The 15,654-nt window shown below is 66.1% G+C and carries 14 protein-coding genes; 8 read left to right on the forward strand and 6 right to left on the reverse strand.

Translation table 11 applies throughout. The features are described 5' to 3' along the window. Window positions 1-7: 7 nt before the first annotated feature. The 4 genes from dapE to dapC are packed head-to-tail and all read right to left on the reverse strand — an operon-like array spanning window position 8 to window position 4,385. Window positions 8-1,147, reverse strand: coding sequence for a succinyl-diaminopimelate desuccinylase (gene dapE, locus Q0P59_RS08325; RefSeq protein ID WP_295005503.1), 1,140 nt, complete (start codon window positions 1,145-1,147; stop codon window positions 8-10). Further along, a complete protein-coding gene (locus Q0P59_RS08330) occupies window positions 1,148-2,335 on the reverse strand; it encodes a PilT/PilU family type 4a pilus ATPase (protein WP_295005505.1) in 1,188 nt (395 codons plus the stop codon). It lies immediately after the preceding gene. Between the two features lie 27 nt (window positions 2,336-2,362). Beyond that, window positions 2,363-3,178, reverse strand: coding sequence for a 2,3,4,5-tetrahydropyridine-2,6-dicarboxylate N-succinyltransferase (gene dapD, locus Q0P59_RS08335; protein ID WP_295005507.1), 816 nt, complete (start codon window positions 3,176-3,178; stop codon window positions 2,363-2,365). Window positions 3,179-3,194: 16 nt separating this feature from the next. Then, window positions 3,195-4,385, reverse strand: coding sequence for a succinyldiaminopimelate transaminase (dapC, locus tag Q0P59_RS08340; RefSeq protein ID WP_295005509.1), 1,191 nt, complete (start codon window positions 4,383-4,385; stop codon window positions 3,195-3,197). A gap of 58 nt (window positions 4,386-4,443) precedes the next feature. Between dapC and Q0P59_RS08345 the strand changes: the two genes are divergently transcribed. Further along, entirely contained in the window at window positions 4,444-4,827 is a 384-nt protein-coding gene (locus Q0P59_RS08345; RefSeq protein WP_295005512.1) for a hypothetical protein, read from the forward strand. 114 nt (window positions 4,828-4,941) lie between these two features. Next, window positions 4,942-5,376 (forward strand): hemerythrin family protein, encoded by a 435-nt coding sequence (locus Q0P59_RS08350; RefSeq protein ID WP_295005514.1) that lies wholly within the window; start codon window positions 4,942-4,944, stop codon window positions 5,374-5,376. 9 nt (window positions 5,377-5,385) lie between these two features. Here the strand turns inward: Q0P59_RS08350 and Q0P59_RS08355 are convergent, their stop codons facing one another. Together Q0P59_RS08355 and Q0P59_RS08360 are read right to left on the reverse strand one after the other, a co-directional pair. After that, entirely contained in the window at window positions 5,386-5,700 is a 315-nt protein-coding gene (locus tag Q0P59_RS08355; RefSeq protein WP_295005516.1) for a hypothetical protein, read from the reverse strand. A 12-nt stretch (window positions 5,701-5,712) separates the two neighbouring features. Further along, the gene (locus Q0P59_RS08360) at window positions 5,713-6,186 is read right to left on the reverse strand and encodes a nucleoside deaminase (protein WP_295005518.1); all 474 of its coding nucleotides are present in this window, start codon (window positions 6,184-6,186) and stop codon (window positions 5,713-5,715) included. A gap of 108 nt (window positions 6,187-6,294) precedes the next feature. Between Q0P59_RS08360 and smc the strand changes: the two genes are divergently transcribed. From smc to Q0P59_RS08390, 6 genes are all read left to right on the forward strand, one after another. Beyond that, entirely contained in the window at window positions 6,295-9,804 is a 3,510-nt protein-coding gene (gene smc, locus Q0P59_RS08365) for a chromosome segregation protein SMC (protein ID WP_295005520.1), read from the forward strand. A gap of 87 nt (window positions 9,805-9,891) precedes the next feature. After that, on the forward strand, window positions 9,892-11,151 hold the full coding sequence (locus Q0P59_RS08370) for a cell division protein ZipA C-terminal FtsZ-binding domain-containing protein (RefSeq protein WP_295005522.1): 1,260 nt from the start codon (window positions 9,892-9,894) through the stop codon (window positions 11,149-11,151). Next, window positions 11,151-13,538, forward strand: a complete 2,388-nt coding sequence (gene ligA, locus Q0P59_RS08375) for an NAD-dependent DNA ligase LigA (protein ID WP_295005524.1) — start codon at window positions 11,151-11,153, stop codon at window positions 13,536-13,538. Before Q0P59_RS08370 ends, ligA begins: the two co-directional genes overlap by 1 nt. After that, window positions 13,535-14,404, forward strand: coding sequence for a UTP--glucose-1-phosphate uridylyltransferase GalU (galU, locus tag Q0P59_RS08380; protein ID WP_295005526.1), 870 nt, complete (start codon window positions 13,535-13,537; stop codon window positions 14,402-14,404). Before ligA ends, galU begins: the two co-directional genes overlap by 4 nt. After that, window positions 14,405-14,953 (forward strand): hypoxanthine-guanine phosphoribosyltransferase, encoded by a 549-nt coding sequence (locus Q0P59_RS08385; RefSeq protein WP_295005528.1) that lies wholly within the window; start codon window positions 14,405-14,407, stop codon window positions 14,951-14,953. Beyond that, a complete protein-coding gene (locus Q0P59_RS08390; RefSeq protein WP_295005530.1) occupies window positions 14,950-15,654 on the forward strand; it encodes a methyltransferase domain-containing protein in 705 nt (234 codons plus the stop codon). The genes Q0P59_RS08385 and Q0P59_RS08390 overlap by 4 nt, the downstream gene beginning before the upstream one ends.

Raw genomic sequence — 15,654 nt, forward strand, 5'->3', positions numbered from 1 at the left:
CTGGTCACTAACGACCAGCAACTAACAACTGCCGCAGTATGCGGCCATAGATGGCCGACAGCTTGGGGAAGGAATCGACCGCGATGCACTCGTCGATCTTGTGGCTGGTCGCGTTGACCGGGCCGATTTCCAGCATCTGCTTGCAGATGTCGGCGATGAAGCGGCCGTCGGAGGTGCCGCCGGTGGTCGACAGCTCGGTGTCTATGCCGCAGACCTCGCGGATGGCCGCCGAGGCTGCGTCGGCCAGCGGGCCGCGGCCGGTCAGGAAGGGGCGGGCGCCGAGCGTCCATTTGATCTCGTAGTCCAGCCTGTGTTTGTCGAGGATGGCGCGCAGGCGGGCCTGCAGGCCTTCCGGCGTGCTCGCCGTCGAGAAGCGGAAATTGAACTTGACCTCGACGCTGCCCGGCACGACGTTGGTGGCGCCGGTGCCGCCGTGGATGTTGGAAATCTGCCAGGTGGTCGGCTGGTAGTACTCGTTGCCGCTGTCCCACTCGGTGGCGGCCAGTTCGGCCAGGGCCGGAGCGGCTTCGTGGATCGGATTGCGGCCCTTTTCCGGGTAGGCGATGTGGCACTGGATGCCCTTGACCGTCAGCACGCCGGACAGCGAGCCGCGGCGGCCGTTCTTGATCATGTCGCCCAGCGTATCGACCGAGGTCGGTTCGCCGATGATGCAGAAGTCGATGGTTTCGCCACGCGCCTTCAGGGCGTCGACGACGATCACCGTGCCGTCGGTGGCATCGCCTTCCTCGTCGGAGGTGAGCAGGAAGCCGAGCGAGCCGGGAAAGTCCGGGTGAGCGGCGACGAAGGCTTCGACGGCGGTCACCGCGGCGGCCAGCGAGGACTTCATGTCGGCGGTGCCGCGCCCGTAGAGCATGCCGTCGCGGATTTCCGGGGCGAAGGGCGGTGAGGTCCATTTGTCGAGCGGGCCGGTCGGCACGACGTCGGTGTGGCCGGCAAAGACGAACAGCGGGGCGGTCGTGCCGCGGCGTGCCCACAGGTTGGTGACGCCGTTGCGGTTGATGTATTCGAGGGTGAAGCCCAGCGGCTTCAGGCGGGCGCCGATGATTTCCATGCAGCCGCCGTCTTCGGGCGTGACGGAGTGACAGGCGATGAGGTCTTTCGCCAGTTCAAAAGTGGGGTCGGACATTTAGCGGGTTTCTTCGTCGTGGTCGGCGAGGCTGAGCGTGAATTCCTTGAAGGAGGCGCCGCCTTCGTTGGTGCTGTCGAATTCCAGCGCGATGTCGGACTTCTTGTCGTCCTTGCCGTTGCTGTTGCCGAATTCGGAGTTGTTGATCAGCCAGGAGAGGTTGGTCGGCGAATCGGCGTTGGCCAGCGCTTCGTCGATGGTGATGGTGCCGGCGCTGTACAGGTTGAACAGATCCTGCTCGAAGGTCTGCGATCCCGGGGCCAGAGTCTGCTCCATGGCGTCCTTGATGCCCTGCACCTCGCCGCGCTCGATCAGCTCGCTGATATGGCGGGTGTTGAGCATGATTTCGCAGGTCGGGATGCGCTTGCCATCCGGCTTTTTCACCAGGCGCTGCGAGACGATGGCGCGCAGGGCGACGGACAGGTCGAGGAAGAGCGCGGGGCGGTTCTCGGCCGGGAAGAAGCTGATGATGCGGTTCAGCGCGTGGTAGCTGTTGTTGGCGTGCAGCGTCGCGAGGCAAAGGTGGCCGGTCTGCGCGTAGGCGATGGCGGCCTGCATGGTGTCCTTGTCGCGGATTTCGCCGATCAGGATGCAGTCCGGCGCCTGGCGCATGGCGTTTTTCAGCGCCGAGTGCCAATCCACGGTGTCCATGCCGATTTCGCGCTGGTTAACGATGGATTTCTTGTGCTTGAACAGGAACTCGATCGGGTCCTCGACCGTCAGGATGTGTCCCGAGCGGTTGGCGTTGCGGTGGTCGAGCATCGAGGCCAGGGTGGTCGACTTGCCGGAACCGGTGGCGCCGACGATCAGGATCAGCCCGCGCTTTTCCATGATCAGCTCGCCGAGGATGTTGGGCAGGCCCAGTTCGTCCAGCGCCGGGATGTTGCCCAGGATGAAGCGGACGACGATGCCGGTCGAGCCGCGCTGGCGGAAGATGTTGACGCGGAAGTTGCCGACGTTGGGGACGCCGAAGGAGAGGTTCATCTCCCAGGTCGTCTCGAAGGTCTTGATCTGATCCGGCGACATCAGTTCGTAGGCGATCTTCTCGATCATGTCCGGCAGCATGATCTGCTGGTTGACCGGGATCGTGTTGCCCTGGATCTTGATGTGGATCGGCGCGCCGGCGGATATGAAAATATCCGACGCCTGCTTCTCGGACATCAGCTGGAACAGTTTGTCGAGGATCATCGCAAGACCTTCGTGGTGGGACGTGGCTTAGGCGCGCAGCAGCTCGTTGATGCTGGTCTTAGAGCGGGTCTGGGCGTCGACCTTCTTGACGATGATGGCCGCGTACAGGTTGTACTTGCCGCCATCCTTGGGCAGCGAGCCGGAAATCACGACCGAGCCTGGCGGGATCTTGCCGTAGGTGACTTCGCCGGTTTCGCGGTCGTAGATCGGGGTGCTCTGGCCGATGTAGACGCCCATCGAGATCACCGAGTTTTCGCCGACGACGACGCCTTCGACGACTTCGGAGCGGGCGCCGATGAAGCAGTTGTCCTCGATGATGACCGGGCCGGCCTGGATCGGCTCCAGCACGCCGCCGATGCCGACGCCGCCGGAGAGGTGCACGTTCTTGCCGATCTGCGCGCAGCTGCCCACCGTGGCCCAGGCGTCGACCATGGTGCCTTCATCGACGTAGGCGCCGATGTTGACGAAGGACGGCATGAGCACGGCGTTCCTGGCGATGAACGAACCCTTGCGGGCAAAGGCGCCCGGCACGACGCGGAAGCCGCCGGCCTTGAACTGCTCCTCGGTCCATCCCTGGAACTTGGTGTCGACCTTGTCGTAGAAGCGGACGTCGCCGGCTTCCTGGACGCGGTTGTCGCGGGTGCGGAAGGAGAGCAGCACGGCCTTCTTGGCCCACTGGTTGACGATCCATTCGCCGTTGATCTTCTCGGCGATGCGCAGCTTGCCGCTGTCCAGGTCGCTGATGACCGACTCGATCACCTTGATGGCGTCGGCGGACTGGGTGTTCAGTTCGGTGCGACGTTCCCAGAGATCGTCGATGGTGGCTTGCAGGGGGTGGCTCATGGGTGTTCTCTCTTGGTTACAGTTGTTGTGCGAATTGACGGATGCGTTGCGTGGCTTCGAGACACTCGGCGAGCGAGGCGACCAGCGCGATGCGGACGAAGTTGGCGCCCGGATTCACGCCTTGCGCCTCGCGGGCCAGGAAGCTGCCGGGCAGGACCACGACATTATAGTGTTCGAGCAGGCCGCGGGCGAATTCGGTATCGGCGATCGGCGTCCTGGCCCACAGGTAGAAACTGGCGTCCGGCATGCCGGTGCCGAGCACCTCGGAAACCAGCGGCGTGCAGGCAGCGAATTTCTCGCGGTACTGGTTGCGGTTGTCGAGAACGTGCGCCTCGTCGTTCCAGGCGGCGACGGAAGCGGTCTGCACCGGCGGCGACATGGCGCAGCCCTGGTAGGTGCGGAACAGCAGGTATTTCTTCAGGATCGCCGCGTCGCCGGCGACGAAGCCCGAGCGCATGCCCGGCACGTTGGAACGCTTGGACAGGCTGGAGAACATCACCAGGCGTTCGTTGCTGCGGCCGAGCAGCCTGGCCGCCTGGAGGCCGCCGATGGGCGGGTTGGCCTCGTCGAAATAGATTTCCGAATAGCATTCGTCTGAGGCGATGACGAAGCCGTACTTGTCGGAGAGGGCAAACAGCTGCTTCCAGTCGTCCAGCGACAGCACCTTGCCGGTCGGGTTGCCCGGCGAGCAGACGTAGAACAGCTGGACGCGCGACCATTCTTCCTCGGAAAGGGCCGAGTAGTCGAAGGCAAAGCCGTTTTCCGGCAAGTTGTTCAGGAAACGCGGTTCGGCGCCGGACAGGTAGGCGGCCCCTTCGTAGATCTGGTAGAAGGGATTCGGGCTGACGATCAGCGGCACATGCCCGCGGCTGGGATCGATGACCGTCTGGGCGAAGGAGAACAGCGCTTCGCGGGAACCGTTGACCGGCAGGATTTCGGTTTCCGGGTTCAGCTCGAGTCCGTAGCGGCGCTGGCACCAGCCGGCGATGGCCTGGCGCAGGACAGGCATGCCCTGCGTCGTCGGGTAGTTGGCAAGGCCTTTCAGTCCGCCGGCCAGCGCTTCCATGATGAAGGCCGGGGTGGCGTGCTGGGGTTCGCCGATGGAAAGCTTGATTTCCTTGTATTGCGGGTTCGGCGTGACGCCGGCAAACAGGGCGCGCAGCTTTTCGAAGGGGTAGGGCTGAAGTTGGGCGAGGTGCGGATTCACGTCGGACGTCGAATGGGTGTAAAAAGCCGATTATCGCCGAAAACGACTTGCCTGCCTCATGAACCGACGCGTTGTGCTGCCCTTGTTCGTCCTGCCGCTGTTTCTGGCGGCCTGCGCCTTTGGCTATCACGCCCGCGGCACGCTCAGCGGCGTTTCCGGCGAGCTGCGGGGCAAGGCGTTTCCGGGCAATGTCCAGGGCGGCGGGCGCTTTGCGCTGGCCGATGCGGAGGGGCGGCTGCGCTGCGATGGCGAGATGGCGCCGCCGCAATCCGCGGCGCCTGCGGGGAGTTGCGAGGGCGAGACGGGAGGCGGAACGGTGCGCTGCAGCGACGGGCGCGTCATGGCCGCGCATTGGACCGCGATCTCGTGCCGGGCTTTTCGGGGATATGCCGAGGACCAACAGGGCAACCGCCTCGAGTTTCGCATTGAACGCCGGCTTTGAGACTACCGACTACCACCAAAGACACATTGTTAAAACTGTGACATTCGTCTAAATTTGGCAGGTGTTCGGCCGCGCATGGGGCGGCGTGTGGGATAGCCGGTTTGAGGGGGAAGCATGCGCAGTTCATCCTTGTCGTATTTGCCTAGCGCGCTGGTGATCGATGTTCCGGAAATCGACGCGCAGCACGCGCATCTTTTCGAGCAGCTCGAGGAGTTCAAGGCCTCCTGCATCGACCATAACGCCTATCAGGCCGAAGAGGCCGAGGCGCTTTTCGCGACGCTGACCGTGCATTGCCAGACCGAGGAGCGGCTGGCTGGCGAGGCGGGGCTCGATTTTCGCCGGCATGGCGACAAGCATCAGGTCATGCTGCGCGGCATCCGGAAAATGATCGATGACATGGAGAATCCGGACGCCGACGTCTTCAGCCTGATCCGCTATGTCGATTACTGGTTCGAGCGGCACATCCAGGAAGAGGACCGGAATCTCGGCATCAACCTGCGGCAGGCGGCATTCGCCGAAGAATGCCCGGTGCAGCGCGCATCGGGATGAGCGCCGCGGCTAGCCGAGCAGGGTGACGCGGATCTTCTGGAGCAGGCTCAGGCCGGACCACCAGACCAGGCCTTTCTCGCGAAACAGGTCGCCGCTGGGGGTGAGGGTCAGCTTGCGCGCGCCGAACTCGGTGCGGCCGGTTTCGGCGATGAAGCCGGACTCCATGAGATAACGGGCGATGGCCGGCTGGATCTGCTGCCCGCCCAGCGTCCACCGCGACCCGTATCCCTCGTCGTCGCCGCTCAGCATCAGGATCGGTTCGCTGGCGATGAAGCGCAGGACTTGCAGGGTTTCGGCGCGGTGGGGGATGGCTTCGGGCAGCATCGGCGTGCCGGTTCAGTAGGCGACGCGGGTCGGGTTTTCGGACCAGGCGATCAACGGCGCCAGGGCGCCCGGCAACGGGCGGTGTTCCATGGCGATGCGGCGCTCGGCGAAAGGCCGGTTCAACTCGCCATACAAGGCGTCGTCGCAAAACCCGATGGCCGCGGCTTCGCTGCGGCTGTTGGCGAAAACGACGCGCTCGATGCGCGCCCAGTACGCCGCCGCCAGGCACATCGGACAGGGTTCGCTGGAGGCGTAGAGGGTACAGCCGGTCAGGTGAAAGTTGCCCTGTTGCGCGCAAGCCGAGCGGATGGCGGAAATTTCGGCGTGGGCGGTCGGGTCATGGCAGGCGACGACCCGGTTCCAGCTTTCCGCGACGATCCGGCCGTCGCGGACGATGACGGCACCGAAAGGGCCGCCTTCGCCGGCTTCGCTGCCGAGTCGCGCCAGTTCGATGGCGCGGGTGAGGAAAACATCGTCGGAGTTCATGCGCTTGCCCTCGGGTTGGCGACCATGAAGCGTTAAGGCGTCGGTGCCATGGGTGCTATCATACGCCCCCCGCTGCGCTGCAGCATGGTGCGCCGGGTGGAATAAATCATGCGCCTGACCAAACTCAAACTCGCCGGCTTCAAATCCTTCGTCGATCCGACATCCGTTGCCCTGCCCGGGCAGCTGGTCGGCGTCGTCGGCCCCAATGGCTGCGGCAAATCCAACATCATGGATGCCGTGCGCTGGGTGCTGGGCGAATCCAAAGCCTCCGAATTGCGCGGCGAGTCGATGCAGGACGTCATCTTCAACGGCTCGACCAACCGCAAGCCGGTGTCGCGCGCGTCGGTCGAGCTGATCTTCGACAACACGCTCGGCCGGGCCATGGGGCAGTGGTCGCAGTACGCCGAACTGTCGGTCAAGCGGGTACTGACGCGGACCGGCCAGTCGGACTACTTCATCAACAACCTGAAGGTCCGCCGCAAGGACATCACCGACCTGTTCCTCGGCACCGGTCTCGGGCCGCGTGCCTACGCCATCATCGGCCAGGGCATGATCTCACGCATCATCGAGGCCAAGCCGGACGACCTGCGGGTCTTCCTCGAGGAGGCGGCCGGCGTCACCCGCTACAAGGAACGCCGCAAGGAAACACAGGGCCGGCTGGAAGACACGCGCGAGAACCTGCTGCGCGTCGAGGACATCCGCGAGGAACTCGGCCACCAGATCGGTCGCCTGGAAGCCCAGGCCGAAGTGGCGCGCCGCTACCAGGCGCTAAATGAGCAACTGATCCGGCGCCAGCAACTGCTCTGGCTGCTGAAGAAGCGCGAAGCGGAAGCCGAGCGCCAGCGCCTGGCGCTCGAGGTCGAACGGGCGACGACCGATCTCGAGGCGCAGAGCGCGGCGTTGCGCGAAACCGAGGCGCGGGCCGAGGAAACTCGCGAGGCGCACTTTGCCGCCGGCGATGCGCTGCATGCGGCGCAGAGCGAGATGTACGCGGCCAATGCCGAAGTGGCGCGCATCGAGGCCGAAATCCGCCATCGCCGCGAGTCGCGCAGCCAGCTCGAAGCGCGTCTGGTGCAGCTGGAAGGCGAACTGGCGCACTGGACGGCGACCGCCGAAAAGCTGGCCGAGGACCGCCTGCGCTGGGAAGAACAGCAGGAAATCGCCAAGCTGCGCGTCGACGAGGCAGAGGAGCGTCTGCACCAGCAAATGAACCTGGCGCCGCAGGTCGAAGAAGACCACGCCCAGGCCCAGGAAGAACTGCAGCGGCTGAAGACGCGGACAACGAACAGCGAGCAGAAGCTGGAAGTCGAGCTGACGAACAAGTCGCATGCCCAGCGTGCCCTGCAGGCCATTACCCAGCGCCGCGAACGCCTGCGCGAGGAAACCTTCGGCGAGGCGCCGGACGAGCTCGAGCTCGCCGAGAAGGAAGAGGAACTGTCGCTGTTGCGCGAGGAACTCGCCGGCGACCAGGACCAGTTGCAGCAGTTGCAGCAGGAAATGCCGCAGCTCGAGGCTCGCCGCCGCGAGGCGCAGGCCGAATTGCAGCGCATCGAACGCGAGCTGGCGGCCGGCCAGGCCCGTCGCGCCGCGCTGGAGCAGATGCAGGTCAAGACGCAGGCGGCCGGCAAGCTGCCGGAATGGCTGCGCCGCCACGGCCTGGAGAGCGCGCCGCCGCTGTGGCAGAAAATTCATGTCGAGGCCGGCTGGGAGGATGCCGTCGAGGCGGTGCTGCGCGAGCGCCTGTCGGCCATCGCCTGCAGCGACCCGGCGAAACTCGACGAATGGCTGCACGATCGCCCCGACGCGCGGCTGGCCGTGGCCCTGCCGGGGAGCCCGGATGCCGGGCGGATTCCGCAGCCGACCGGCGGCTGTCTCGCCGGTCGCATAGGCTGCGACGATGCGGGCCTGGCTGCCGTGCTGGCGGACTGGCTGTCGCCGGTGCGTACCGCCGAAACGCTGGCCGATGCCTTGGCCGGGCGTGCCGCGCTGGCTGCCGGGACGGCGATCGTGACCCGGGGCGGCGATCTGGTGACGGCGACCAGCGTCACCTTCTTTGCCCCCGATGCCGGCGAACACGGCCTGCTCGAACGGCAGCGCGAGATCGAGACGCTGGCCGAGGGCATCGCCCTGGCCGAGGAGCGGGCCGAGTCGCTGCGCGAGCAACTGGCGATGTTCGACGAGCAGGTCGGCGACAAGCAGGAAGAGATGGACGAGATCCGCCAGTACGTGACGGACCGCCAGCAGCGCGTGCATGTCGTGCAGATGGATGTGCTGAAGATGACGCAGGCCATCGAGCGCTACAAGGAGCAGAAGGAAAGGATCAGCGAGCAGCTGGCCGAGCTCGCCGAGGAGGAAGAGGGCGAGCGCGAGCGCGAAATGGCGGCCGACGAGCGCATCGAGGAGATTCGCGACGGCCTGTCGCGGATTCGCGTCCTGGTCTCCGGCGCGCAGTCGCGCCTCGACGAATGCGAGCGCGCCGTGCGCGCCGAGCGCGAGCGCAATGCCGATCTCGACCGCGCCCTGCGCGAGGCCCAGTTCTCGCTGCGCGAGGCCGACGGCAAGCTGCAGGATGTCTTTGCCCAGCAGGCCGTGGCCCAGCGTGAGCTGACCCGCATCGAGAAGGACCGTGCACTGTGCGCCGAGCAGGTCGAGGCGGCGCCGCCGGATGTCATGGAAGGCCAGCTCCAGGCTGCCCTGGAGGCGCGGCAGGCGGCCGAACTCGTCCTCGCCGGCAAGCGGGATGCGCTCGAAAACGCCACCAATGCCTTGCGCGCGCTCGACGAGCAGCGCCTGAAGATCGAGCAGGGCCTGGAGCCGCTGCGCGTGCGCATCGGCGACCTGAAGTTGAAGGAACAGGCGGCGGCGCTCAATACCGAGCAGTTCGCGCTGCAACTTCTGGAAGCCGGGGCCGACGAGGGCGCGCTGCAGGCGGAACTCGGCACCGCGCGGGCCCCCGCCCTGCAGGGCGAAATCACCCGGCTTTCCAACGCCATCGCCGAACTGGGGGCGGTCAACATGGCTGCCTTGCAGGAACTGGAAACGGCGACCGAGCGCAAGGGCTACCTCGACATGCAGGCGGCCGACCTGAACGAGGCGATGGAAACGCTGGAAAACGCCATCCGCCGCATCGACCGCGAGACCCGCGATCTGCTGCAGAACACCTTCGATACGGTCAATGGCCACTTCGGTCAGCTGTTCCCGGAACTGTTCGGGGGCGGGCGCGCCGAACTGGTGATGACCGGCGACGAGATCCTCGATGCCGGCGTCCAGGTCATCGCCCAGCCGCCGGGCAAGAAGAACTCGACCATCCACCTGCTGTCGGGCGGCGAGAAGGCGCTGACCGCCATTGCGCTGGTCTTCTCGATGTTCCAGCTCAATCCGGCGCCGTTCTGCCTGCTCGACGAGGTCGATGCACCGCTCGACGATACCAATACCGAGCGTTTCTGCGGCATGGTCAAGAAAATGTCGGGAGCAACCCAGTTCCTGTTCATTTCCCATAATAAAATCGCGATGGAAATGGCCGAGCAGCTGGTCGGCGTCACCATGCAGGAGTCCGGTGTGTCGCGCGTGGTGGAAGTGGATATCGAAGAAGCCTTGAAGATGAGGGATGCTGCCTAGTGGCTTGCTTCGTAATTGGCGGGACAAGCTTTCATGTCCGGTTAATTACGAAGCAGGCCGCGATGGCGCTCCCGGGAAGAGATCGAGATGACCGAATTGCAGATGGGTTTGATTGGCCTGGGCGCTGCCGCGGTGGTTGGCGTGTTCGGCTACAACAAGTGGCAGGAGTTCCGGCAGCGCAAGATTGCCGAGGCGGTGATGAAGCCGCAGCACGAGGATGTGCTGCTCGCCAGGGGAGCCAAGGCCGAGCCGGAGTCGCCGGCATCCCGGCCGATGGCGCGCAGCGAGCCGGAAATCCGGATCGAGGCGCCGGAGATGGCGGCGCGGGTCGAGCCGATGTTCATCGATCCGACGCCGACGGAGCCTTGCGACGACATGCTGCAAGCCTCGGCGGCGGACCCCATGCCCGAGCCCCCGGTGATCGGAGCGCCGGCCGAAATGCCCGCCGCATCGCCGGCGCCCGTCGCGGCGGAACTGGCTGCAGCGGCCGATGCCGGCCAGGAAATCGAGGCCGGCGACGTTCCCGCCGAACTGCTCGATTCCCGTCTTGAATACATCGTGGCGATGGAGCTGGTCGAGCCGGTGTCGTCGCTGCAGATACTGCATTCCCAGCGTTCGGCCCTGCAGCGTTTGAACAAGCCGGTGCTGTGGGTCGGTTTCAACGAGAAGACCCGCGAATGGCAGCGCCTGTCGCCGGACAGCGAACTGGAAGTGCGCCGCCTGCGCGTCGGCCTGCAGCTGGTCAATCGCCTCGGCCCCGTCTCCGAGGGCGACATGGTCGTTTTCGCCAACGCCATGCAGGCGCTGGCCGACGAGCTGATGGCGGTGGCCGACATGCCGCCGTCGCGCGTGCTCGACCAGGCGGCCGAGATCGACCGCTTCTGCGCCGCCGTCGATCTGGAGATCGGTCTCAACCTGGTCAGCCGCGGGGCTGCCTTCCCGGGAACGAAGATTCGCGCCTTGTCCGAGGCCGCCGGCATGGTGCTCGGCGTAGACGGCCTGTTTACGCGCTACGACGATGTCGGGCGTGCCCAGTTCAGCCTGCAGAACTTCGAGAGCACGCCGTTTTCCGCCGATGCGCTGCGCAACATGAGCACGCACGGCCTGACTTTCCTGCTCGACGTGCCGCGCGTCGATCACGGCGAACGCGTCTTCATGCAGATGGGCGAGGTCGCCAAGCGCTTTGCCGATACCCTGCAGGGGGCGCTGGTCGATGACAACCGCCAGCCGCTTTCCGATTTGCAGCTCGATCATATTCGCCGCGAATTCATCGGCAAGCCGCAGGCCACGATGGCTGGCTTTGGCCTGGCCGCCGGTTCGCCCCAGGCACTGCGGCTGTTTTCCTGATGGTGGCACCGGTTGCGGCAGCCGAGCGTGCAGCCTGGCTGCGCGCCGAACTGGAACGGCACAATCATGCCTACTATGTACTCGATGCGCCGACCATCGCCGACGCCGAGTACGACACGCTGTTCCGCGAACTGCAGGAACTCGAGGGGCAATACCCGGACTTGCTGTCGGCTGATTCGCCAACCCGGCGCGTCGGCGGAAGGCCATTGCCGGAATTCGCTGCGGTTCGCCACGACGTGCCGATGCTGTCGATCCAGACGGAAACCGATACCCAGGCCAGCGGGGCCGGCCATTTCGACGCCCGGGTACGGCGCGAACTCGAGTTGCCGGAATCGGCGCCGCCCGTCGAGTATGCGGCCGAACTGAAATTCGACGGCCTGGCCGTCAGCCTGCGTTACGAAGACGGCGTTTTCGTGCGCGGGGCGACGCGTGGCGACGGTTCGACCGGCGAGGACGTGACGCAGAACCTGCGCACCCTGCGCCAGATTCCGCTGCGCCTCGACGGCAAGGCGCCGCCGGTGCTCGAGGTGCGCGGCGAGGTCTACATGCGGCGCGATGACCTGGCCCGCTACAACGCCCAGGCCGAATCGTGCGGCGAGAAAACCCTGGTCAATCCCCGCAATGCGGCGGCCGGCAGCATTCGCCAGCTCGACCCCGCCATTGCCGCGAGCCGGCCGCTGCGCTTCTTCGCCTACGGCGTCGGCGCCGTCGACGGCTGGGAGATGCCGCAGACCCATGCCGGCGTGCTCGACGCGCTGGCCGCCTTCGGCTTGCCGGTGTGCGAACATCGCGCCGTGCTGCGCGGGGCGGAGGCCTTGGCCGATTTCCATAACCGCGTCGCGACCCTGCGCGACGGCCTGCCATTCGATATCGACGGCGTCGTCTACAAGGTCAACAGCCTGGCCTTGCAGCGCCGCCTGGGCTTTCGCACCCGCGAGCCGCGCTGGGCCGTGGCCCACAAGTACCCGCCGCAGGAGGCGCAGACCGTGGTCGAGGCCATCGACATCCAGGTCGGCCGGACCGGCGCGCTGACGCCGGTTGCCCGCCTGGCGCCGGTTTTCGTCGGCGGCGTCACGGTGACCAACGCGACCTTGCACAATGCCGACGAGGTCGAGCGCAAGGGCGGCATCTGTGTCGGCGACACGGTGATCGTCCGCCGCGCCGGCGACGTGATTCCCGAGGTGCTCGGCATCGTTGCCGAGCGGCGACCGGCTGCTGCCATCCCCTTCGCCATGCCCGACGCCTGCCCGGTGTGCGGCGCCCACGTGGTGCGCGAGCCGGGCGAGGCGGTGACCCGCTGTTCCGGCGGATTTTCCTGTCGTGCCCAGCGTACCCAGGCCATCCTGCACTTCGCCAGCCGGCGGATGATGGATATCGACGGTCTCGGCGAGCGCTATGTCGAGCGCCTGGTCGAGTTCGACTACGTTCACGGGGTTGCCGATCTCTACCGGCTGAGGCTGGACGACCTGCTGGAAATGAAGCGCCGGGCCGACGAGCGCGACGGGACGGTGCCGGAAACGGCGAAGGCCGGCCAGGTGCCGACGCGCTGGGCGGAGAACCTGCTCGAGGGCATTGCCGCCAGCCGCCGGCCGAGCCTGGCCCGGCTGCTCTTCGCCCTCGGCATCCGCCATGTCGGCGAGTCGACCGCCAAGACCCTGGCCGACTGGCTGGGCAGCGTCGAGCGCGTGCGCCGGGCGCCGGCGCCGCTGCTGGCCGTATTGCCGGACATCGGCGCGACGGTGGCGGCGGCCATCGCCGATTTTTTCGCCGAAGAACGCAATGTGCGCGCGGTGGACGACCTGCTGTGTCCGGACGTCGGCGTGGCGCCGGCCGACGAGCATGCGCCGCACCCCGGCCTGGCCGAGAAGCTGGCGTGGCGCGAGCTTTACGCCGCGCTCGGCGTGCCCCGGCTGACCCCGGTGCGCGCCAGGCAGCTGGCGGCCGTGGTCGATGGGGAAACGCTGGCGGCGCAGGGAATCGATACGGCGGCCTTGTCGAGTGCCGGCATTTCCGGCGAGGTCATCGACGCCTTGGCCGGCTGGCTGAAGGGGCCGGGCAATCGCGGCCTGCTGGCGGCCCTGGCGCTGCGCCGCAACGAGTTGCTGGCCGCCTTGCCGGCGACCCCGGCGGGCGGGGCTGCGGAGGCGCTGCTGGCCGGCAAGACCTTCGTGCTGACCGGCACCTTGCCGACCCTGAAGCGCGACGAGGCCAAGGACCTGATCGAGGCGGCCGGCGGCAAGGTTGCCGGCTCGGTGTCGAAGAAGACGAATTACGTGGTGGCCGGCGAGGAAGCCGGCTCGAAGCTGGAAAAAGCCGTCGAACTGGGCGTTGCCGTGATCGACGAGGCGCAATTGAAAACAATGCTCGAAAAGGGAGTCGAACCATGAAAAAAGTCAGAAAAGCGGTGTTTCCGGTCGCCGGCATGGGGACCCGTTTCCTGCCCGCCACCAAGGCCAGCCCCAAGGAGATGCTGCCCATTGTCGACAAGCCCTTGATCCAGTACGCCGTCGAAGAGGCGGTCGCGGCCGGCATTACCGACATGGTTTTCGTGACCGGGCGCTCGAAGCGGGCCATCGAGGATCATTTCGACAAGGCCTATGAGCTGGAAAGCGAACTGGAGGCGCGCGGCAAGCACGAGATGCTCGAATTCGTGCGTAACATGATCCCCAAGAACATCAATTGCATCTACATCCGCCAGGCCGAGGCGCTCGGTCTGGGGCATGCCGTGCTGTGCGCCAAGCCGGTGATCGGCGACGAACCCTTCGCCGTCCTGCTCGCCGACGACCTGCTCGACGGCACGCCGCCGGTCATGAAGCAGATGACCGATACCTACGATTACTACCGCTGTTCGGTACTCGGCGTGCAGGATGTGCCGCGCAGCGACACCAAGAGTTACGGCATCGTCGATGCGCGTCCGGTCGCCGAGCGGGTGGAGCAGATCAACGCCATCGTCGAGAAGCCGAAGCCCGAGGAGGCGCCGTCGACGCTGGCCGTCGTCGGCCGCTACATCCTGACGCCGCGCATCTTCCACCACCTGGAAAACCTCAGGCCGGGCGCCGGGGGCGAGATCCAGCTGACCGACGGCATTGCCTCGCTGCTCAGCGAAGAGCAGGTTCTGGCCTATCGCTATGAGGGAACGCGCTACGATTGCGGTTCCAAGCTGGGATACCTGCAGGCGACGGTGGTCTTCGGCCAGCGCCATCCCGAGGTCGGCCCGGCTTTCGACGCCTATCTGAAGAACCGGGAGCGCTGAATGGACCTGCAAAAAGCCAGGACGATGCTGGAGAACGCCGAAGTCATCCACGACGAAGCGACGGTGCAGGCCGCGGTCGACCAGGTGGCGGCAGCGATCTGCGCCCGTCTGTCCGACAAGTATCCGCTCGTCCTGTGCGTGATGACCGGCGGCATCGTGTTCTGCGGCCAGTTGATGACCCGGCTGGGTTTCCCGATGGATTTCGACTACCTGCATGCGACGCGCTACGGCCCGGAAACCCAGGGCGGCAAGATTTCCTGGCGGACGGCGCCGTGGACATCGGTCAAGGGGCGCTCGGTCCTCGTCGTCGACGATATCCTCGACGAGGGAGTGACCCTGGCCGCGGTCAAGGAAAGCCTGACCCGCATGGGGGCGGCGGAGGTGCTGACGGCCGTTTTCGCCGACAAGGCCAATGGCAAGAAAAAGCCGGTCAGCGCCGATTTCGTCGGCCTGACCGTTCCCGATCGTTTCGTGTTCGGTTTCGGCATGGATGCCGGTGGCGTCTGGCGTAACCTGCCGGCCGTTTACGCGATGAAGGACGAGGCGTGAGCGGCAATACCGTCGTCGAATTCATGGCCTATTGGGAAGCCGAAGGCCAGGCCTACGTGCGGCGTGGAGACTACGACTGGATGGCCGGCCTGCTGCCTGGCAAGCGGGTCCTGGAAGTCGGCTGCGGGGTCGGCTATTCGACGGCCGCCCTGGTTGCCCGGGGGCTTGCCGTGCTGGCGCTGGACTCCCTGCCCGAATGCCTGTCGGCGACGCGGGCGCGCGTCCAGGGCAACGGGCTGGCCTTGATGCAGGCCGAACTGTCGGCCCTGTCCGACGAGCAGAAGGGCGATATCGCCCGCTTCCAGCCCGATACGGTCGTCTGCTGGCTGATGGGGGCGCCGGCCGAGGTGACCGGCGCGACGCCGAGCGCGGCGGGGCAGCAGGCGGTGGCGGCGTATCGCGAGAGGATGCATCGCCTGGTCGCCGAACTGGCTGCCGGGTTGCCGACGGTGCGCCATGTGCACTTCGTCGATCGAACGGCCATTGCCTGGCAGGCCAAGGATATCGGGCGCGATACGCTGGTCGGCTATCACAATGACAAAACCCTGGGCGGACTGCCGTTCGCCGGGGAGCGGCGCCTGGCGCTGTATCGAAAAATCGAGGAGGGCGCCGCCGGCGCGGCGCTTCTCCGCAAACCGCAGCCCGCGCTGAAGAGCGTGGTGCCGACGCTGGCTTCGTTGCTGGCGGAAAGGAAGGAATAA

This window comes from uncultured Dechloromonas sp. (genome assembly GCF_945957265.1).
Classification (GTDB): domain Bacteria; phylum Pseudomonadota; class Gammaproteobacteria; order Burkholderiales; family Rhodocyclaceae; genus Azonexus.

What these genes read in the sequence shown, in the direction of transcription:
- dapE (WP_295005503.1), bottom strand. Translation starts at nt 1,147, where the DNA reads ATGTCCGACCCCACTTTTGAACTGGCGAAAGACCTCATCGCCTGTCAC.
- Q0P59_RS08330 (WP_295005505.1), bottom strand. Translation starts at nt 2,335, where the DNA reads ATGATCCTCGACAAACTGTTCCAGCTGATGTCCGAGAAGCAGGCGTCG.
- dapD (WP_295005507.1), bottom strand. Translation starts at nt 3,178, where the DNA reads ATGAGCCACCCCCTGCAAGCCACCATCGACGATCTCTGGGAACGTCGC.
- Q0P59_RS08345 (WP_295005512.1), top strand. Translation starts at nt 4,444, where the DNA reads ATGAACCGACGCGTTGTGCTGCCCTTGTTCGTCCTGCCGCTGTTTCTG.
- Q0P59_RS08350 (WP_295005514.1), top strand. Translation starts at nt 4,942, where the DNA reads ATGCGCAGTTCATCCTTGTCGTATTTGCCTAGCGCGCTGGTGATCGAT.
- Q0P59_RS08355 (WP_295005516.1), bottom strand. Translation starts at nt 5,700, where the DNA reads ATGCTGCCCGAAGCCATCCCCCACCGCGCCGAAACCCTGCAAGTCCTG.
- Q0P59_RS08360 (WP_295005518.1), bottom strand. Translation starts at nt 6,186, where the DNA reads ATGAACTCCGACGATGTTTTCCTCACCCGCGCCATCGAACTGGCGCGA.
- smc (WP_295005520.1), top strand. Translation starts at nt 6,295, where the DNA reads ATGCGCCTGACCAAACTCAAACTCGCCGGCTTCAAATCCTTCGTCGAT.
- Q0P59_RS08370 (WP_295005522.1), top strand. Translation starts at nt 9,892, where the DNA reads ATGACCGAATTGCAGATGGGTTTGATTGGCCTGGGCGCTGCCGCGGTG.
- ligA (WP_295005524.1), top strand. Translation starts at nt 11,151, where the DNA reads ATGGTGGCACCGGTTGCGGCAGCCGAGCGTGCAGCCTGGCTGCGCGCC.
- galU (WP_295005526.1), top strand. Translation starts at nt 13,535, where the DNA reads ATGAAAAAAGTCAGAAAAGCGGTGTTTCCGGTCGCCGGCATGGGGACC.
- Q0P59_RS08385 (WP_295005528.1), top strand. Translation starts at nt 14,405, where the DNA reads ATGGACCTGCAAAAAGCCAGGACGATGCTGGAGAACGCCGAAGTCATC.